Origin of the sequence: Microcoleus sp. MON1_C5 (assembly GCF_036701875.1) — a bacterium.
GTDB lineage: Bacteria > Cyanobacteriota > Cyanobacteriia > Cyanobacteriales > Microcoleaceae > Microcoleus.
Genome location: NZ_JAUBRN010000072.1, coordinates 1 through 17,411 on the forward strand (window position 1 = coordinate 1; position 17,411 = coordinate 17,411).

General features: G+C 46.3%; 18 protein-coding genes. 11 read left to right on the forward strand and 7 right to left on the reverse strand.

What is annotated here, in order from left to right:
• The first annotated feature begins 474 nt into the window (after positions 1 to 474).
• Positions 475 to 1,257: a DsbA family protein gene (locus QUA71_RS25130; protein ID WP_333289260.1), complete on the forward strand. Its 783-nt coding sequence runs from the start codon at positions 475 to 477 to the stop codon at positions 1,255 to 1,257.
• A 96-nt stretch (positions 1,258 to 1,353) separates the two neighbouring features.
• Here the strand turns inward: QUA71_RS25130 and rpe are convergent, their stop codons facing one another.
• Complete coding sequence (rpe, locus tag QUA71_RS25135; RefSeq protein WP_006632078.1) at positions 1,354 to 2,055, reverse strand: ribulose-phosphate 3-epimerase; 702 nt, start codon at positions 2,053 to 2,055, stop codon at positions 1,354 to 1,356.
• A gap of 243 nt (positions 2,056 to 2,298) precedes the next feature.
• Here rpe and QUA71_RS25140 point away from each other — a divergent pair, with 243 nt between their 5' ends.
• The 3 genes from QUA71_RS25140 to QUA71_RS25150 all read left to right on the forward strand — a co-directional run bounded on the left by QUA71_RS25140 (position 2,299) and on the right by QUA71_RS25150 (position 4,839).
• Complete coding sequence (locus QUA71_RS25140; RefSeq protein WP_190662720.1) at positions 2,299 to 2,673, forward strand: hypothetical protein; 375 nt, start codon at positions 2,299 to 2,301, stop codon at positions 2,671 to 2,673.
• A gap of 104 nt (positions 2,674 to 2,777) precedes the next feature.
• Positions 2,778 to 4,193 carry an LCP family protein gene (locus QUA71_RS25145; protein WP_333289262.1) on the forward strand — a complete coding sequence of 472 codons (1,416 nt, stop codon included), beginning with the start codon at positions 2,778 to 2,780 and terminating at the stop codon, positions 4,191 to 4,193.
• 217 nt (positions 4,194 to 4,410) lie between these two features.
• Positions 4,411 to 4,839, forward strand: a complete 429-nt coding sequence (locus QUA71_RS25150) for a DUF202 domain-containing protein (protein ID WP_190662718.1) — start codon at positions 4,411 to 4,413, stop codon at positions 4,837 to 4,839.
• A gap of 170 nt (positions 4,840 to 5,009) precedes the next feature.
• Here the strand turns inward: QUA71_RS25150 and QUA71_RS25155 are convergent, their stop codons facing one another.
• From QUA71_RS25155 to QUA71_RS25175, 5 genes are all read right to left on the reverse strand, one after another.
• The gene (locus QUA71_RS25155; RefSeq protein ID WP_333289264.1) at positions 5,010 to 5,432 is read right to left on the reverse strand and encodes a DUF2809 domain-containing protein; all 423 of its coding nucleotides are present in this window, start codon (positions 5,430 to 5,432) and stop codon (positions 5,010 to 5,012) included.
• Positions 5,433 to 5,447: 15 nt separating this feature from the next.
• Positions 5,448 to 6,557: a DUF4241 domain-containing protein gene (locus QUA71_RS25160; RefSeq protein WP_333289266.1), complete on the reverse strand. Its 1,110-nt coding sequence runs from the start codon at positions 6,555 to 6,557 to the stop codon at positions 5,448 to 5,450.
• Between the two features lie 122 nt (positions 6,558 to 6,679).
• The gene (locus tag QUA71_RS25165; RefSeq protein ID WP_158307953.1) at positions 6,680 to 6,817 is read right to left on the reverse strand and encodes a hypothetical protein; all 138 of its coding nucleotides are present in this window, start codon (positions 6,815 to 6,817) and stop codon (positions 6,680 to 6,682) included.
• 30 nt (positions 6,818 to 6,847) lie between these two features.
• Entirely contained in the window at positions 6,848 to 8,470 is a 1,623-nt protein-coding gene (locus QUA71_RS25170) for an ATP-binding protein (protein WP_333289268.1), read from the reverse strand.
• Positions 8,467 to 9,150 (reverse strand): response regulator transcription factor, encoded by a 684-nt coding sequence (locus QUA71_RS25175; RefSeq protein WP_333289270.1) that lies wholly within the window; start codon positions 9,148 to 9,150, stop codon positions 8,467 to 8,469. The genes QUA71_RS25170 and QUA71_RS25175 overlap by 4 nt, the downstream gene beginning before the upstream one ends.
• 143 nt (positions 9,151 to 9,293) lie before the next feature.
• Here QUA71_RS25175 and QUA71_RS25180 point away from each other — a divergent pair, with 143 nt between their 5' ends.
• Positions 9,294 to 9,704, forward strand: coding sequence for a hypothetical protein (locus tag QUA71_RS25180; protein WP_333289272.1), 411 nt, complete (start codon positions 9,294 to 9,296; stop codon positions 9,702 to 9,704).
• 158 nt (positions 9,705 to 9,862) lie between these two features.
• Complete coding sequence (locus tag QUA71_RS25185; protein ID WP_333289274.1) at positions 9,863 to 10,939, forward strand: hypothetical protein; 1,077 nt, start codon at positions 9,863 to 9,865, stop codon at positions 10,937 to 10,939.
• An 84-nt stretch (positions 10,940 to 11,023) separates the two neighbouring features.
• Here QUA71_RS25185 and QUA71_RS25190 read toward each other — a convergent pair whose 3' ends face one another.
• Positions 11,024 to 11,938, reverse strand: a complete 915-nt coding sequence (locus QUA71_RS25190; RefSeq protein ID WP_333289276.1) for an alpha/beta fold hydrolase — start codon at positions 11,936 to 11,938, stop codon at positions 11,024 to 11,026.
• Between the two features lie 231 nt (positions 11,939 to 12,169).
• Between QUA71_RS25190 and speB the strand changes: the two genes are divergently transcribed.
• The 5 genes from speB to msrB all read left to right on the forward strand — a co-directional run bounded on the left by speB (position 12,170) and on the right by msrB (position 17,222).
• Complete coding sequence (speB, locus tag QUA71_RS25195; protein ID WP_333289277.1) at positions 12,170 to 13,099, forward strand: agmatinase; 930 nt, start codon at positions 12,170 to 12,172, stop codon at positions 13,097 to 13,099.
• A gap of 133 nt (positions 13,100 to 13,232) precedes the next feature.
• A complete protein-coding gene (locus QUA71_RS25200; RefSeq protein WP_006632091.1) occupies positions 13,233 to 13,790 on the forward strand; it encodes a thioredoxin family protein in 558 nt (185 codons plus the stop codon).
• Between the two features lie 179 nt (positions 13,791 to 13,969).
• A complete protein-coding gene (gene modA, locus QUA71_RS25205) occupies positions 13,970 to 14,776 on the forward strand; it encodes a molybdate ABC transporter substrate-binding protein (protein WP_333289280.1) in 807 nt (268 codons plus the stop codon).
• A 136-nt stretch (positions 14,777 to 14,912) separates the two neighbouring features.
• A complete protein-coding gene (gene modB, locus QUA71_RS25210) occupies positions 14,913 to 16,733 on the forward strand; it encodes a molybdate ABC transporter permease subunit (RefSeq protein WP_333289282.1) in 1,821 nt (606 codons plus the stop codon).
• A 90-nt stretch (positions 16,734 to 16,823) separates the two neighbouring features.
• Positions 16,824 to 17,222 carry a peptide-methionine (R)-S-oxide reductase MsrB gene (gene msrB / locus QUA71_RS25215; protein ID WP_006632094.1) on the forward strand — a complete coding sequence of 133 codons (399 nt, stop codon included), beginning with the start codon at positions 16,824 to 16,826 and terminating at the stop codon, positions 17,220 to 17,222.
• Positions 17,223 to 17,411: the final 189 nt, after the last annotated feature.

Here is a 17,411-nt window from a genome sequence, read left to right on the forward strand (position 1 = left end):
ATCGAATTGGCAAAACCTACAGCTAGTATGCGTTCGAGTTCCACGGAACTACCCCGCAGGGGGTAAGTTCCGTTTAAAAGCTGATAATACGTGCAGTATATAAAAGGACGATCGCTCTGGCGATCGCCCTTTTATCTTTTATATTTAGTCTTGTAGTAAAATAACTGCGCTCACCTTTTTAGGGAGGATTTTAGTCATCATAAAACTCACTCAAACTTTAGTCCTCACTACCAGCATCTTTGATGGCGGTCGTTCAACGTAACATAATATTATAATACTAAATCCCGATTGTTTAAATCTTAATTATTGGGGTGGTAGCTGTTCGGGTAAGTAAAAAACCTTGCCAATTACCGATTACGAATTATTAATTATTGCTCAAAGCTAAAAATAGCTGCACAACAGTAAACTGCGGTATACCTGACACTCCGCAAAATTAAATGTAGGATTAAGTGTTGCCGTGAATCAGAAAAAAAGATGAACGTATCCACTATTTGGCGAAAACTCCGCAGCCAGCAAGCTTTATGCTTGGCTGTACTCCTGGCAAGTTGCCTGGTATTTATCGGTTGTTCCCCCGCGCAGTCAGCGGCTGGCAATTCAGCCGATCCCAAGTTGAAAGAGCAAGTATTGCAGATTATCCGCGAAAACCCGCAAGCAATTATAGAGTCGGTACAAGCGTACCAGCAACAGCAGCAGCAGTCTCTTAAAGCAGCGCAGCAGTCATTTTTGCAGGAGATGAAAACTAATCCCAAATCTGCGATCGGGGATTCTCCCAGCACCGGCTCAGCTTCCCAGCAAATTGTACTTTTAGAATTCTCTGACTTTCAATGTCCGTTTTGCGCGCGCGCTCACGATACTGTCAAGCAGTTTATGGCAAAACACCAGGACAAAGTTACTTTAGCTTACAAGCATTTTCCCTTGACTTCAATTCACCCTCAAGCGCTGCCAGCAGCTAAAGCAGCTTGGGCTGCCCAACAGCAGGGCAAATTCTGGGAATATTACAGCGCTTTGTTTGAAGGGCAGAAAGAGTTAGGCGAGCCATTGTACACATCGATCGCCCAAAAGCTCAATCTAAAATTAGATAAATTCAACACCGATCGCAACAGCCCCGCTGCCGAAGCCGCCATTGGGAAAGACGTGCAACTCGCTCAACAACTGGGCATTGAAGGCACTCCATTTTTTATTATGAACGGCCAAACTTTCTCCGGCGCGATCGAGCTTTCTGAGATGGAAAGCATTCTCGCCTCTGTCTCGAAATAAGTAATTCATGACTCTTGGAAACTGAGTCTAAAAAATCGTTCCCAGCCAAAGCAGGCTGGGAACGAGAAAAACCAGAAAAACTCGAAAAATCTTTGATTAAACCGCAGCCAACTCAGGAGTCGGACGCTTGCTGTGGCGGATACCCTCGATCGCGGCTGCGTAATCATTCGCCTTAAACACAGCAGAACCAGCGACGATCGCATTTGCGCCTGCTTCCAGAACCTGCCAAGTATTGTTCCCCTTCAAACCGCCATCTACCTCAATCCAAGGATCCAGGCCCTTGTCGTCGCACATTTTACGCAACTGGCGAATTTTCGGCAAAACAGCCGGGATAAAACTTTGACCGCCAAAGCCCGGATTGACGCTCATAATCAGCACCAAATCGCAAAGTTCCAGCACGTACTCGATCAACTCCAGCGGCGTCGAAGGATTCAGAACCACACCAGCCATTTTGCCCAATTCCCGAATTTGGCCGAGGGTGCGGTGCAAGTGAGGCGAAGCATTGTGTTCCGCGTGAACCGAAATAATGTCAGCACCAGCCTTAGCGAAGTCCTCGACGTACTTCTCGGGCTCCACAATCATCAAGTGGACATCGATCACCTTGGTAGTAACAGGGCGAATTGCCTCAACAATCAGCGGCCCGATAGTAATATTAGGAACAAAGCGACCGTCCATCACATCTACGTGAATCCAGTCAGCCCCAGCTCGATCGACAGCCTGAATCTCTTCTCCAAGACGGCTAAAATCGGCTGATAATATGGATGGAGCAATAACGATGGGTTTTTGGGATTGGGTCATGGCTAAGTCTGTTCTCCTGACTGCTGTGCTGTATCCAGTTTATCAAAATACGGGTCTCCGGGTCGAAAAGTTGCCAACGATCGGTCGCGAGATTCGGAGGGCAGAAAAATTTTGCCTCTGACAGACAAGTTTGGCGATCGCCCCAGCCCAGCTCTCGGAATTTTGGTTTAGGATATAAATTTTCCCTCTAACAAATAACTTGTGTGCCAAATCTGACCTTCTGCAAATTTTGAGTAGCGAATTATGAAAAATAGAGATCCCTTAGAAAATCCTGAACTCGATCGTGCCAGTCTGTTTGTATTAATGATCCCAGTCATCGGCTTTTTCCCCGCCCTGTGGACTCTTTACCGCCGTCAGGGTAGTCCCGAACGCAAAGCCGTCAGCCGCTTGGCAATTGCCCTTGCTTTTAGTTGGCTCTTAGGACATATTCTTTTAGAAGCTGGAGCGATTTCTGCGGAATCTCCGACACTTCCCATGTTATTAATGAGTAGCCTGCTAACAACCAGCTATTTCATCGTTGCTCTGGGACTGATGATTCGCCTCTGGAAGCGTCAACCGCTATGGTTGCCCGGAATTAGTCGCGTAGCCGAGCAAGTAGTAGGCAAACATTTATCATAATTTAGGGTTATTTTAAGCTCCTACCCTATTGATTGATTGCGTCTTCAGCTTGATACTACATATTGCCATTATCTTTTTTATTTTTGTTGTGTGTGAGGAAGCCAGTGCCAGCTCAAAAAATTCCTAATCAAGACCCTATCCAACAATCAACTGCTCAACCTGCAACCAAAAAATCTCCCCAGCCCCATCGAGGCCGCTGGCTGGGTTTTGGTTTTGGTTTGGCTGGAGTAGCCATGCTCTCAGCCACAGCCGGAGCATTGCTAGCCGTCTCCCTTTCTACAACGCCGCTTCAGCAACAAAAGTTGAGCCCTGAAGAAGCGGCGGTGTTTTCTCAAGGCGACATGGCAAAGCTCAGCATGAAGATGCCCGAGCTGACTCGCCCAGTTAATATTTTAGTTTTAGGACTTAAAGTTCTGACCTCTGACATCGAAGGAAGTGCCAACAAAAAAGTCGGATACGAGGTTTGGGAAAACTCCTTTAAGGGGTTAACCGATACCATGCTGTTGGTTAGGTTTGACCCTCAAAATAAAAAGTTAAGCGTGCTTTCCATTCCGCGAGACACCCGTACCTATGTTGAAGGCAGGGGCGAGGTGAAAATCAACGAAGCTAATTACTACGGTGGCCCGGCTTCGTCAGCGAAGTCAGTCAGCGGACTCCTGGGCGGTGTGGGAATTGACCGCTATGTCACAGTTAATATTCATGGCATAAAAAGTTTGGTAGATGCCCTTGGTGGCATTACTATTAATGTCCCTAAAGACATGAAGTATACCGATGAAAGCCAGCATTTATATATAGATTTAAAGGCGGGCAAGCAAAAACTAAACGGCGAACAAATCGTGCAATATTTGCTTTACCGGCACGACGATTTGGGCGATATCGGGCGGGTGCAGCGCCAACAATTGTTGATGCGGGCTTTTGTGGAACAGGAAGTTAATGTAGGTTTGCTGTCTCGACTACCGAAGATTTTGTCGGTGATTCAATCTCACCTTGACACGAATTTGAGTATAGAAGAATTGGTGGCTTTGGCTGGTTTTGCTACTCAAACCGATCGCGCTGGCGTGCAGATGTTGATGGTTCCCGGTAAATTTAGCGATTCTAAGGACTACAAGTCAAGTTTTTGGTTGCCAGACCAATATGGCATCGAAACTCTGGTGGCAGAACATTTTGACTTCGGCCAAAATACTTGGCAAATTGAGAATGCTGATTCGACTTTTCTGAAGGTGGCGATTCAAGATGCTACCGGAGATCCATCGGCTGTTGAAGCTTTTGTCAATAATTTGACTCAAGCCGGTTATCGGAATGTTCAGGTTTATAAAGCTTGGCCCGAACCGCTGGAGGTAACTACTCTAGTAGCTCAACAGGGCGATATTAAAGGTGCTCAAGCAATTCGCCAGTTTTTGGGTTTTGGAGATGTGTTGGTTGAGAGTACCGGTTCTTTGCAGTCGGATGTGACAATCAGATTGGGTCAGGATTGGTTGGAGAAAAAGGATCAGTCCGGCGGTGCGGCTAAGTCTTTTTAAACTGGATTATAACTGGGGTATTTGTAGGGACACAGCAATGCTGTGTCCTCTTATTTTCTGTTGGTAGAGATGGAGGCGATCGCTTTTTTGTCGATTTACTGATACTATATTTTTTGGTGATGAATCACGATCGCAATAGCGATACTTCCCTCCGCAATCTCAACTGAAACAATAATCAACGAGGGAAAGCTTAAGATATTTTATAAAGGTAGCGTTGATGAACAAGGGTGCTAAAATAGACCGACAGCGGGAACATCAGGCAAATGAACGCACGTTTCTTGCATGGCTACGAACTTCACTCGCTTTAATTGGTTTTGGGTTTGCGATCAGTCGGTTCAGTTTATTTCTCCGCCAATTTCAAGCTACAGTGACTCAGCAAGAAGTTTCCTCCCCTCCCTTCTTCAACTCCGAAACTTTAGGGCTGAGTCTGGTCGTTTTGGGGATTGCGGTGATTGCCTTAGCAGCATGGCGTTATAATCGAGTATTCTGGCAAATTGAGCGAGGTGATTATCGCCCAAATCGTGTGCTAGTTTGGATATTGACTGGAACTGTGATGATTTTAGGAACGTTAAGCATTCCGTTGTTGCTATGGCGCGATCGCGGAAATATAGCTCCCACTTCAACTCCTAAAAATTCTCAATTCTAAGTTAACGCGATCGCTTAGAAGTGAGTGAAAATAATCGCAACCATATCATTAAGCTTTTGTGCATCTAGATTGTCTATGGCGTTCGAGAGATGGGGAGAGAGTCCGATGGAGAGAGGATGTGACGATTTTGGCTCGGGTCAGGGAAATATACAATTTAAATGCCGTACAACTTACAAGCGGAAGCAAGTGAAATGAAGCCATCGCACCCACAACCAACCTAAAAAACTCCCCACAAAATAAGAGATAAAATCTGACCAAGTAAAGTGATTTCCCAAAATCAGCCTTCCGGGTAAAGTAGCTCGCATTGCTTGTAAAAACGGAGGTGTCCACAGTTGGAGAAACTCTACTCCGCAGGTAGCTAGACACACAGCTACAGCCGCCCTAATTTGCGAAAATCGCGGCAAGATCAGAACTACCAGCAAAATCCAAAATACCTCATAGGCTATGCTCCCAAAAAAGTCGTTGAACCATTCCGGTGCAGGGCCGCGAGAAAATCTCACTACGTAACCTAAAGGGATAATCACGATTATACTGATGAGCAGGGCAATTCGATATTTTAAAAAACGGCGATCGGGAGAAATTGGGGAAGTCATTGATTCCGGGGACAATCACGCATTTGTTGTCACAGGTTGAAGTGGATAAACCTCAGAATTAACTGTCATCTTCAATACTGCATTGGCTTGCAACGGCTCATTGAACCAATATTCTCTGTACCACCTATCCTCTTCTATCCATTCTGAAGACATGATACGACAGCCGGAATATCGACCGCCCGGCTCTAAATCGACGCTCCAGGGCTGGCGCCCCTGTCCTTCCAAAACCACGATGCAATCTGGGTTGCTGGGTTGATCGTTGAGGGAATCCTCACTAAGCTGAACCCAACTTGGGCGATGAACGCTGAGTCTTATAGCCATCTCAAGCTGCTCCAAGTCAGGATGCTCTATGGATTTTTCTAGGAACCTTGTAACTTCTTCAATCTCGATATTTTGCGTGATGTACTCAAGCAGTACCCGGAAATCAGTGACCAAACAAGCCAGTTCATCATCGGCTGTGAACCCCCAATAACTGGCATAGCTACCATCCCCGTCTCCACTTTCAAAGGCGATCGCATTGCCCCCAGTATCAGGGTCTAGGGTAAGATTGAAAGTGGGCAGATTATCGGGGTCTAGGGTGAGATTGAAGCCACTCCGATCCACAATTTGCTGAGATGGGTAGGTCAATTGAGTTACCAGATCCTGAGCTGCTAGCCAGTTATGCAATTGCCAGCTTTGTTCAATGGCACGATCGACTAGACGCTGCAATTCTTCATCAGAACGCCGCTCAACTACCTGAGCATCGACAAAACACCCCATTCCCGCATCAACACCATAGCCAAAAAACTGATTCCGTCTTAACTCGGCCAAATCCTCACCTGGACGCAGAGCCATCTCCCAACGGACAGGGGATTCAGAGCAAAACTTAACCATCGCACAGGCAGTGCGCCCACTGTCAACCACACTTAGCAACACAGGATAGCGCCCTGGTGGAACGGTTCTGGTAAACGGGTCAACGTCTTTGCACCACAGCCAACCGGGGTCGCAAGCAATAATACGCCCTGAAGGTAAAACTAAGTCACCCGCCTTAAAAACATCACTGGTTATGCCACCCTCTGTGAGCGATTCGTAGACTTGATTGGGCTCGAATGCTGCGAGGAAATTGGTATGAGCCTTTAGGGACATGAGGCGATCGCAGTTAGATAAAACATTTTTACTACTTTAATATATGATTTGTGGTTCTACATCAAAGATTGCTTGGGTAACTATATCTATTTAACCGGACTTGATAAGGCTGGCATAAAATCTTAACCTGTATCGGATTGAGTGTCGGGTACCACTTGCAAAAGAATTACATTGCTGTGGCGATCGCCACTGAGCAAAAACTTAACTTCCCCAGTCGCACCGTTAACTTTAAAGTTAGAATTAGCCAAAGTCTTAGCCAACAGAACTCGTCCTGCTTCACCGCTATAAGGTTAATCGCGATCGCCCACAGGTAAGCTCAGTATAAACCCTGTTTGACCAAGTATTGCAGCATCTAGTTTGATATCGCCGCCGTGGGCCCGGGCGATTTCCCTTGCTAAACTTAGCCCCAATCCCGAGCCTTCTATTTTTTGGATCTGAGTGGAGTCACCCCGATGGAAGCGCTCGAAAATGCGATCGCGCTCGCTCAAAGAAATATCCTGAGAACTATTGACAATTTTCACAATTACTCTTTTTTCCTGACAGTTGGCCTGTAACCTGAGCCAACCCTTCGGTAAATTATATTTAATCGCATTACCAACCAGATTTTGCAAAACCTGCACCAGCAAATCGCGATCGCCCTTGATATATAAATTAGGATCAATTGCCATTTGTACATCTAAATGCGGTGCTAGCAGTTCCATATCTTCGGCAATTTCCGATAGCAAAGCCGACATATTCACCTCAACCAAATGTAAACCCATACGTCCGGCATCGGCTAGAGAAAGTAAGAGAAGTTTACGGGTTATTTCATTCAAACGGCGCACTTCATCCAATAAATTACTCAGCGTTTGCTGCACCTCAGAACCCGATTCAACTTGATGCAAAGCCCGTTCTAGTTGACCTTGCAAAATTGCCAGCGGAGTCTTTAATTCGTGGGCAGCATCTCCACTAAAACGAGAAGCTTGTTTAAAACTTCGCTCTAGACGTTCTAACATCTGATTGAACACAAAAATTAATTCTATAAACTCTATATCCGTTGCTCCGTAAGGGACGCGCCGATCAAGCCCCTGTACCGTAACATTCCCGATCGCCATCGTGAGGCGCCCAATTGGATACAGAATACTCCGCGATATGACCCACGCTCCACTCGCAACCAGTAAAAGCACTACGGGAATAGAAATTAGAAAGATATTACGAATCAATTCCATTTCCCCATCGATAGCTTGCAAGTTAACGGCAATGGCTGCTTGACTATAAGGAGAATTAATCGCGCCGACACGCCAAATTGCGGTGCTAGTACGTTGGGTTGCTAGCTTAGCTTTGGGCAATTGAGGAGGATGAAGTGAATCCGATGGCGGCCGCTCGAATGGGGAGCGATCCTGTGGAGGTCGATCGAATGGCGGCAGATTGTGTGGAGGCAGATCCTGTCGAGGTCGATCGTGTGGCGGTCGATCGAATGGGGGTCTGCTTTCGGGCGGTGGAAATAAATTGAGGCGATCGGGAGGTGGTGGCTCTAATGGATTTTGTCGAGGGGGAGGTTCTAATTCAAAATCTATTATGCCAGGATCGGGAGCGGGTAGCGGCAACGATCGCCAGATAGAATTCGCATCAAGTCCATCTTGCCACTGGCTCGATTTGTAGATTAAATTACCATCTCTTTGAGCCACGAGCAAAGCGACGGTGGTTTCCCCATTCATGCCCAAAAGTGATGGCAAAGAATTAGTATAAGCATCCCATTCGGGCGATCGCGGGCGGGTAGCGTGGATTAACTGAGTTTCTATTCCAGCATCAAGACGCTTGACTTTAGCATCGTAAATCAACCACCACGAAACAACACCAAAGCCAATCAGAGCAATACTTGCAAGAACAGAAGATGATAGAGCAATGCGAAAGCGGAAAGATTGGAGTTTCATGATGGTGAATCTGGTTTGCGAAACCGATAGCCAACGCCGCGCACACTCTCAACCCATCCCATACCGCCGATAGGTTCAATTTTCTTGCGAATGCGTTGAATACATACATCTACTACATTGGTATTTGGGTTGAAATCATAGCCCCAGATATGTTCGAGGATTTGCGTGCGGGTGAGTACCCTACCGGGCGATCGCATCAGATATTCCAATAGATTAAACTCCCGGGTTGTCAGTTCGACTTTATGGCGATCGCAGGTAACTTCTCGGAGAATGCGATCGAGCTTAACGGGGCCAACACTCAGAATATTTTGCCCAGTGCCCGAAGCACGCCGCACTACAGCATAAATCCGAGCAACTAACTCCTCAACAAAAAACGGTTTAGCTAAATAGTCATCAGCACCCAGATGTAACCCTTCAATGCGATCGTCTAGTTCATTGCGAGCAGTTAATAAAATTACGGGTACGTTGCGTCCAGCCTTTCGCAAATGTTTGAGAATAGATAATCCATCTTTTCCCGGCAATACAATATCAAGCACGATCGCATCGTACTCATTATCCATCGCCCGCCCATAGGCATCATTGCCATTATCGCAATAATCCACAACAAAGCCTTGTTCTTTCAAGCCCATACAAACAAAATTGGCGATTTTTTCTTCATCTTCAACGTATAGAACATTCATAGATTTATCTATCCGGTTGCGATTATACGGCTATCAGGGATTTACTTAAATTACAAAACTGTAATCCATCCGCACTGTTGCAGGTAATGTTTGGGGAATTTGATGTATTTATAAACATTTTTAGGTCGGCGATCGTAACTATCATGAAAATTGCTTCACTACTCGCGTTACCTGCTACAGCCTTGCTGCTGGGATTTAGCAGCTTGACTTTTCCCGATCGAACTACAGCTAATTCTAATACTGTACTAGCCCAGAGCCAACCAGAACCCAGTCAAGAGCGCAGACGTCCGCCCCGTATAGATTTTGCTGCTGCTGCCAAACAATTAGGAGTCAGCGAAGCCGAGCTAATCGAAGCTTTGGGCCTACCCGCCAAACCGCCGGAACCACCAAGTGAAAATAATCGCCCGCCCAGCCCACCGCCCCGTCCTCGTTTAGATATTCCCGGTGCAGCGAAAAAGTTGGGAGTCACCGAAGCAGATTTGATTAAAATTCTGGGCATTCCACCGCGTCCACCCGGCGATCGTAATCTACCTCAAAATTCCGAAAAACGCTAATTTTTCCACATTACAAAACTGTAATCCCAGCACAGGGATAAATGTCATGTTCAACCAGCTTAATGATTGTAGCGACTAACTCAAAGGGCGATCGAGAATTCATTTCTTTAGCCTGACAACTGCTTCAAACTTAGAAAACTAATCGGGGTAATTATACCATGTCACAACTATTTCCTAATTCAATCAATGCACCGGGCAATTCTTCTCCCCAAAATCAAGGAGTACCGGGCAATCCTCCAGAGCAAAATCAAGGCGCACCGGCCAATTCTCCTCAAAGCCAGGGCGCACCGGGCAATTCTCCTCAAAGCCAGGGCGCACCGGGCAATTCTCCTCAAAACCAGGGCGGAATCGGCAATCCAAATCCTCAAAACCAAGGCGCAGCGGGAAATCCTCCTCCCCAAAATCAGGGCGCACAACTTACGAATTCGGCTTTACCTCCCCAAAACCAAACTCCACCCCCTCCGCCAGCTAACAGTATTAGCACCACAGCAGGAAACGACAATATTACCGGAGATAGTTTAGATAACTTCATCCTCGGTAGTAGTGGCACTGATAGCATAATTGGAGGAGGAGGCACAGATACAATTAGCTATCTTTCCCTCGGCAGCGGCATTACCATTGAGGCTAAAGGTATTGTAGATAAAGGCGCAGCCGGTACAGATACCATGCAAAATATAGAACAAATAATTGCTCCTTTGGGACAGACTAATAGCATTGATGCTTCTACAGGTAGCGGCACAGCTTCTATTAATGTGGATTTGTGGCAGAATCGTATGGCGGTTAACAATCTACCCGGTATCGGCACTCGGAATTTTACTGTAGAGAATTTCGTTAATGTCACAGGTACTCCCAATGTAGATGTCCTTACCGGAAACATCCAAGACAATTATTTAGTAGGAGGAGATGGTAGCGATATACTCTCAGGTTTGCGCGGCAATGATACCCTGATTGGAGTAAATCCATTGAGTGCTACACCGGGAAGCAATGAAACGGATGTGCTGATTGGGGGTCGAGGTACAGATGTTTTTGTTCTCGGTGATGCCACCAAGACATACTATAGTGGAACAGGATTTGCATCGATTCCATATTTTCAGCAGGGAATCGATCGCATTCAGTTACGTGGGAGTCTCTCTGACTACAATATTGTTGGTAACTCCATCAATTTTGCTGGTACGTCTGACCAAATTGCTGTAATTCAAGGCCCGTTTACCCCTGATAGTTTCATATTCGTGTAAAATATCGACTTTTAGAACCCCGACTTCGCAGAATTGGTCGGGGTTCGGGTATTATGTTTTTTTACAAATAACCAATAAAATCAACTAATTTTCTGCCAATGCCGATCGCTCTTTAATCCAATCGAGTAAAATAGGATTGACCAATTCCGGCGCTTCATCCTGGGGACAATGGCCCACTCCCTCCAAAGGAATAAACTTTTCAACAGCCGGAAACTTTGCCAATTCTCGCCCCAATGCGATCGGCTCCCAAGGGTCATCTGTTCCCCACAAAATCAAAGCCGGACAGCTTAAACGTGGCAACAAATCCTCCGGTAGCGGGCCTTGAGAATAACTGATAAATGCCACAAATACTTCGACTGCGCCGCTGTCTTTGGCAGGTTCCAGCAGCATATTTACCAGTTCGTCGCTGACAGCTTCAGGACGGTGATAAGCTTGCAAAAGCACTTTTTTTACTGTTTTTGGCGTTGCTAATTGTTTAAAAAATAATTGACTTATCCACTTGACATTTAAAAGTTTTTGTGCGATGGGCGCTCCAAAACTGCGATACCAAGGCAATTCGGCGCGTTTGCGATCGTGCAGCAACCGCAGGGAACAATTAAGTAAAATTACGCCAGAAGCAATATCGGGAAAATCCACAGCGGCTTGCATAATTGCCACGCAGCCGATCGAATTTCCCACCAAAAAAGCCGGCCCGCCCGCAACTTCCCGACAAAAATCAGCAATTAGCTGTCCCCAAGTTTCAAAAGTATAGTCAATTTCAAGTTTGGGCGCGGGTTTAGCAGAACCGCCAAAACCGATGAGGTCGATCGCATAACAGCGACAATCAGCAGCCAGCGCCGGCAAATTCTTGCGCCAGTGGCCCCAAGACGCACCAAAACCGTGGACAAACACCACCGCAGGCCCCTGGGAACCCGCAGCCTGGTAGCAAATCGGAAAGCCTTTCCACAGCCAAGTTTGAGGTGCAGCAACTGTTGACGAAGTGGGAGTAGAAGATGTCATGCGATTTTAGATTTTAGATTTTAGATTTTAGATTGGGCATGGGGCATAGGGCATGGGGCATAGGGCATGGGGCATGGGGCATAGGGCATTGTCAACACTGCCAACTGCCAACTGCCAACTGCCAACTGCCAACTGCCAACTGCCAACTGTCAACTGACTACTTTGCAGTTAGAGCCGATAGTATGTCACGATTAAAGATGCTGACTTCTTTGCCTTATTGAAATTTCCCTTATGCCAACGATCATTTCCACTGCTGTCGTACCGTTTCTGGGGTCGGAAATTGTACCCGACTACGACACCGCCAAAGTAGTTATCTTACCAATTCCCTACGAAGCTACAACCACTTACCGCCGGGGGTGCGAAAACGGGCCGGCGAAACTTCTAGAAGCTTCTCATCAACTCGAGTGCTACGACGAAGAATTGGATTCGGAAGTTTGCTACGATGTCGGAATTTATACACAAGAGCCGATCGCCGATACCCGCAACCGCCAACCGGTTTCATCCTCAGAAATGCTGCGAGTCACCCAAGCCGCAGTCCATCAGCTAGTTACCGAAAATAAATTTGTGATCTCCCTCGGAGGCGAACACAGCATCACTGCCGGCGTTGTTGAAGGTTATCGCCAAGCATACCCGGATGAACCTTTCACAGTCGTGCAAATCGACGCCCACGGCGACTTGCGGCACGAATACGAAGGCTCGATTCACAACCACGCCTGCGTGATGCGGCGTATTGTAGATATGGGCTTACCGACACTGCAAATCGGGATTCGCGCTATCTGCAAAGAAGAAGCAGACTTGATTAAAGCAAAACAGCTAAACGTGATTCGAGCTCGCGAAATCGCTACTCAACCGGATTGGGCCGATCGGGCAATTGCCAGCATAACAACTAAGCGAGTATTTTTGACGATCGACTTAGACGGCATCGATCCGACTTTAATTCCAGGGGTGGGAACACCCGAACCGGGCGGGTTAAATTGGTATTCCCTCACCGGATTTTTGCGCCGCATCTTCGAGTCCTACGAAGTAATCGGGTGTGACATTATGGAATTAGCACCTATTGTAGATTCTGTAGTCTCAGAATTTACCGCCGCCAAATTAGCATACAAACTTATTGGATACCAAGCCCTGGCTCAAGGTTGGCTAAAGCCAGACGAGGAATAAATCCCGAAGTACGAATCACAATAGGCTGTTGGCAAGGCTAGAATTAAGTTAAAGCCAAACAACAGCCAATTTTACTCGTGCTGACAGTTTCATCTTTCATGCTGGCAAATACTGCTCTTCACCTCCTGAAAACATGAGTTTACTAATCGATACAACTGGTACTCCCATTAACGGCTACGCTCCCGATTTTGAATTGCCGGGAGTTGACGAAGAAGTTCACCATTTAGCTCGATATTTAGAAAAATTTCGGGCGATCGCGGTGATATTTATGTGCAATCATTGCCCTTACGTGCAGTTGTATCTCAATCGCATGAAAGAACTTCAAGCAGATTTTCAAGATCGAGATGTTACTTTAATCGGGATTAATGCTAATGATGCAAACCAGCATCCCGACGACAGTTTTGAGAATATGAAAACTTTTGCCGCCAACAATCAACTCAACTTCCCGTACATCCGAGATGTTGCTCAAGATGTGGCTGAAAGTTTTGGGGCTTCTAAAACGCCGGAGGTTTTTTTGTTAGACCAAGACGGCAAACTGCGCTATAAAGGTTTAATTGACGACAACGCTGACGATCCGGCGGCGGTGCAGGTTTCTTATCTGCGGAGTGCGATCGACCAATTGCTCAACAGTCAACCCGTTGAGCCTTCAACTACAGAGGCGATAGGCTGTTCCGTCAAATGGCGAGCATAGGCAGATTTAAAATTAACGTTCCGGCAGTAATTATTAACTGGTTCCCTGGCTGTGCCTGGGAACCTATCTCCAGAGGCTTTGCCTCGTCAAAGAGTGGACGCAAATTGGAGGTACAGCCTCCGAATCTGCTTTACCAGGCAGAGCCTGGTAAGGAGTAAAAAGATTCCAAACAATTGTCTGTGAACTTAAGAAGTAGACGTATTCCCAACTTAATTCTCGCAGTCGCCTTCATGCTAGCACTGCTGATTAGTTGGAACTTATTCAAGAACTTTTCCTCAGTCGATACGCTGCAGCGCACCTCCTTAAACGTATCCGCTGCTATCAGTCTCTCGAAAGCTTTAGGGGAAATCAAAACTGTTTATCAAAGCAGTAATCCGAATTTTACTATTAATTATAATTTTGGTGCTTCCGGTGCTCTAGAACAGCAAATTCAGCAAGGCGCCCCGGTAGATGTATTTTTCAGCGCCGCCACCAATCCAATGGATGCTTTGCAGCAATCTAACCTGCTAATTAACGACACGCGGCGCAATTTGCTGACAAATCGCCTGGTTTTGATTACTCCTAAAAATGGCTTGGCTTTGAGCGAGTTTAAACAGTTGGCAGATGCCAGAATCAAGAAAATTGCGATCGGTGAACCGAAAAGCGTACCTGTGGGACAATATGCTCAGGAAATGTTAACTAAGCTTGGATTGTGGCAGCAACTCCAGCCAAAATTAGTGCTAGGAAATAACGTCCGCCAAGTGCTGACATTCGTCGAAAGCGGTAACGTTGATGCTGGCATAGTTTACACGACTGATGCCAAAGCATCCGACAAAGTAACTGTGCCGCTAACGGCTGCCGAAAATTTGCATTCGCCCATTGTTTATCCGCTGGCAGTTATCAGAAACAGCCGCAATCCCGGTGCTGCGAAAGCCTTTGTTGACTTTTTGGCGGGCGATCGAGCTAAAATAGTATTTCAGAAATACGGATTTGGGATAGTTCGATAATTAGGCGTAAAAATTATAAATATTCAGAAACCCTTCTTCACTTTCTTCTCTTCCTTCGTGTTCTTCGCGTCTTCGCGGTTCGTAAAAAAAAAACTCCTTCACAAATCATTTAAGACTGCGATAGTTAATCCCAAATATGGAATTTGACTTATCTCCGCTCTGGATTTCTCTTAAATCATCTGCAATTGCCACATTTTTTACTTTCTTTCTGGGAATAGCCACCGCCCGGTGGATGCTTTCAACTCGCATCAGAGGTAAAGCTTTAATTGAAGGCATTTTAATTTCTCCCTTAGTTTTGCCGCCGACAGTAGTGGGATTTTTGCTGCTGCTACTGTTTGGTAGAAATGGGGCGATCGGGCAATTCTTGCTACAATTCGACTTAACTATAATTTTCACTTGGCAAGCTGCCGCCATTACTGCCACAGTTGTATCCTTTCCCCTCATGTACAAAACTGCTTTGGGAGCTTTTGAGCAAATTGATGCCAATCTTCTCAATGCAGCCCGCACTTTAGGAGCATCGGAGTGGCAAGTCTTTTGGCGGATTATGTTGCCGCTAGCATGGCCGGGAATTTTAGCAGGAACTATTCTCGCATTTGCCCGCGCTTTGGGTGAATTCGGCGCTACGTTGATGTTAGCGGGGAATATTCCCGGACAAACTCAAACTATCCCGATGGCCATTTATTTTGCTGTGGAAGCAGGGGATATGAGGCAAGCTGCTATTTGGGTTTTGATTATTCTTAGTCTTTCTTTGAGCGTGCTAACTGCTGTTAATTTTTGGACGGATTTACAAAGGAGATCGCTCAAACCGAATTCGAGCCAAAGACTGCAATCAAATATTCCTAAATTAGCGTCTACTTTTACCAGAAAATCCCAAAAACAACAACCGAAAAGGGGACTTTTTTTAAGCATTTTTAAACCTCTCTCTGGCTTTGCCTTGGATGTCGGCTTCAATATCGGCCCGGAAGTGCTGGGAATTTTGGGCGCGTCGGGTTCTGGTAAGAGCATGACTCTGCGCTGCATCGCCGGTTTGGAAACTCCCAGGAGCGGTCAAATTTCAGTCAATGGCAGGGTTTTATTTGACTCAGCACAGGGTATTAATGTAGCTTCTAAAGACCGCCGCATCGGTTTTTTGTTTCAAAACTATGCTTTATTTCCTCACCTGACTGTTGCTCAAAATATTGCGTTTGGCTTGCAGCATTTATCTGAAAGCGAGCAAAAACTTCGAGTAAAAGAACAACTAATTTCGGTGCAAATGTCGGGACTGGAAAACCGCTACCCGCACCAACTTTCAGGAGGCCAACAGCAGCGGGTGGCTTTGGCGAGGGCGATCGCCCCTTCTCCAGAATTGCTGCTGTTAGACGAACCGTTTTCTGCTTTGGATACTCACTTACGCAGTCAACTTGAACGGGAGTTAATGCAGACTCTGGCTAATTATCGGGGAATTACTTTGTTTGTCAGCCACAATTTAGAGGAAGTTTACCGGGTGTGCAAAAATCTGTTGGTGTTGGCCGAGGGAAGGCCGATCGCCTTTGATACCAAAGAGAACATTTTCGATCGCCCCCCCAATTTCACTGTCGCCCAGTTGACGGGCTGCAAGAATTTCTCAGCAGCTAAACCGATCTCCGTAACTCTCGTGGAGGCGATCGACTGGGGCTGTACTCTGACTGTAGTCGAACCCATTCCCAAATCTCTAGTTTCTGTCGGAATTCGGGCTCATCAACTGATTTTTGTTAGCGGGTGCGATCGCGAAAATACTTTTGCTTGTTGGATCGCCTCGACTGTGGAAACTCCGCACCGGGTGACATTATATCTCAAATTGCACTCGCCTCCCAATGATTCCCAAGATTATCACTTGCAAGCCGAAGTTTTCAAGGAAAAGTGGAGGGCTATTAAGGACAATCCTTTTCCCTGGTATGTTCATTTCGAGCCAATTAGGTTAATATTAATGGAAGCCTGAGTTAACTAGGAATATACCGTTAACCGTCAACACTCAACAGTTAACCGTCAACACTCAACAGCTAAATACATCTTAACCAAACATCAAATCATGCCTGAAAAAGTTAAAAAAACCGACGCAGAATGGCAACAACAACTCACGCCAGAACAATTCAAAGTCGCCCGAAAAAAGGGAACAGAAAGAGCTTTTAGCGGCGAGTATCACGACAACAAAAAGCCCGGAATTTATAATTGCATTTGCTGCGGTACGGAGCTATTTAAATCAGAAACAAAGTTCGATTCCGGTACCGGTTGGCCGAGTTTCTACGCTCCAGTTAGCGAAGAAAATGTCAAGTGCGAGTCGGATAACACCTTGTTCATGCGCCGAACAGAGGTACTGTGCGCTGTTTGCGACGCTCATCTCGGTCACGTATTTAACGACGGGCCCAAACCTACCGGTCAGCGTTACTGCATGAATTCTGCTGCTCTTAATTTCGTCCCCAAGGATTGATTCTTTTAGGGGCGGGCTAGAAGCCCAACCCCTACTCCCCACAAAAAATCAATCCGGTTGTGGAACAGGCATCTTGCCTGTTCACCTAGCAGCCCACGCCACAAACAAATTCTCTTGCAGCACAAGCAGGATGCCTGTTCCGGGCAATTGATGTTCAAAATGCACCCGTACTGCTATCTTATGGTGAAG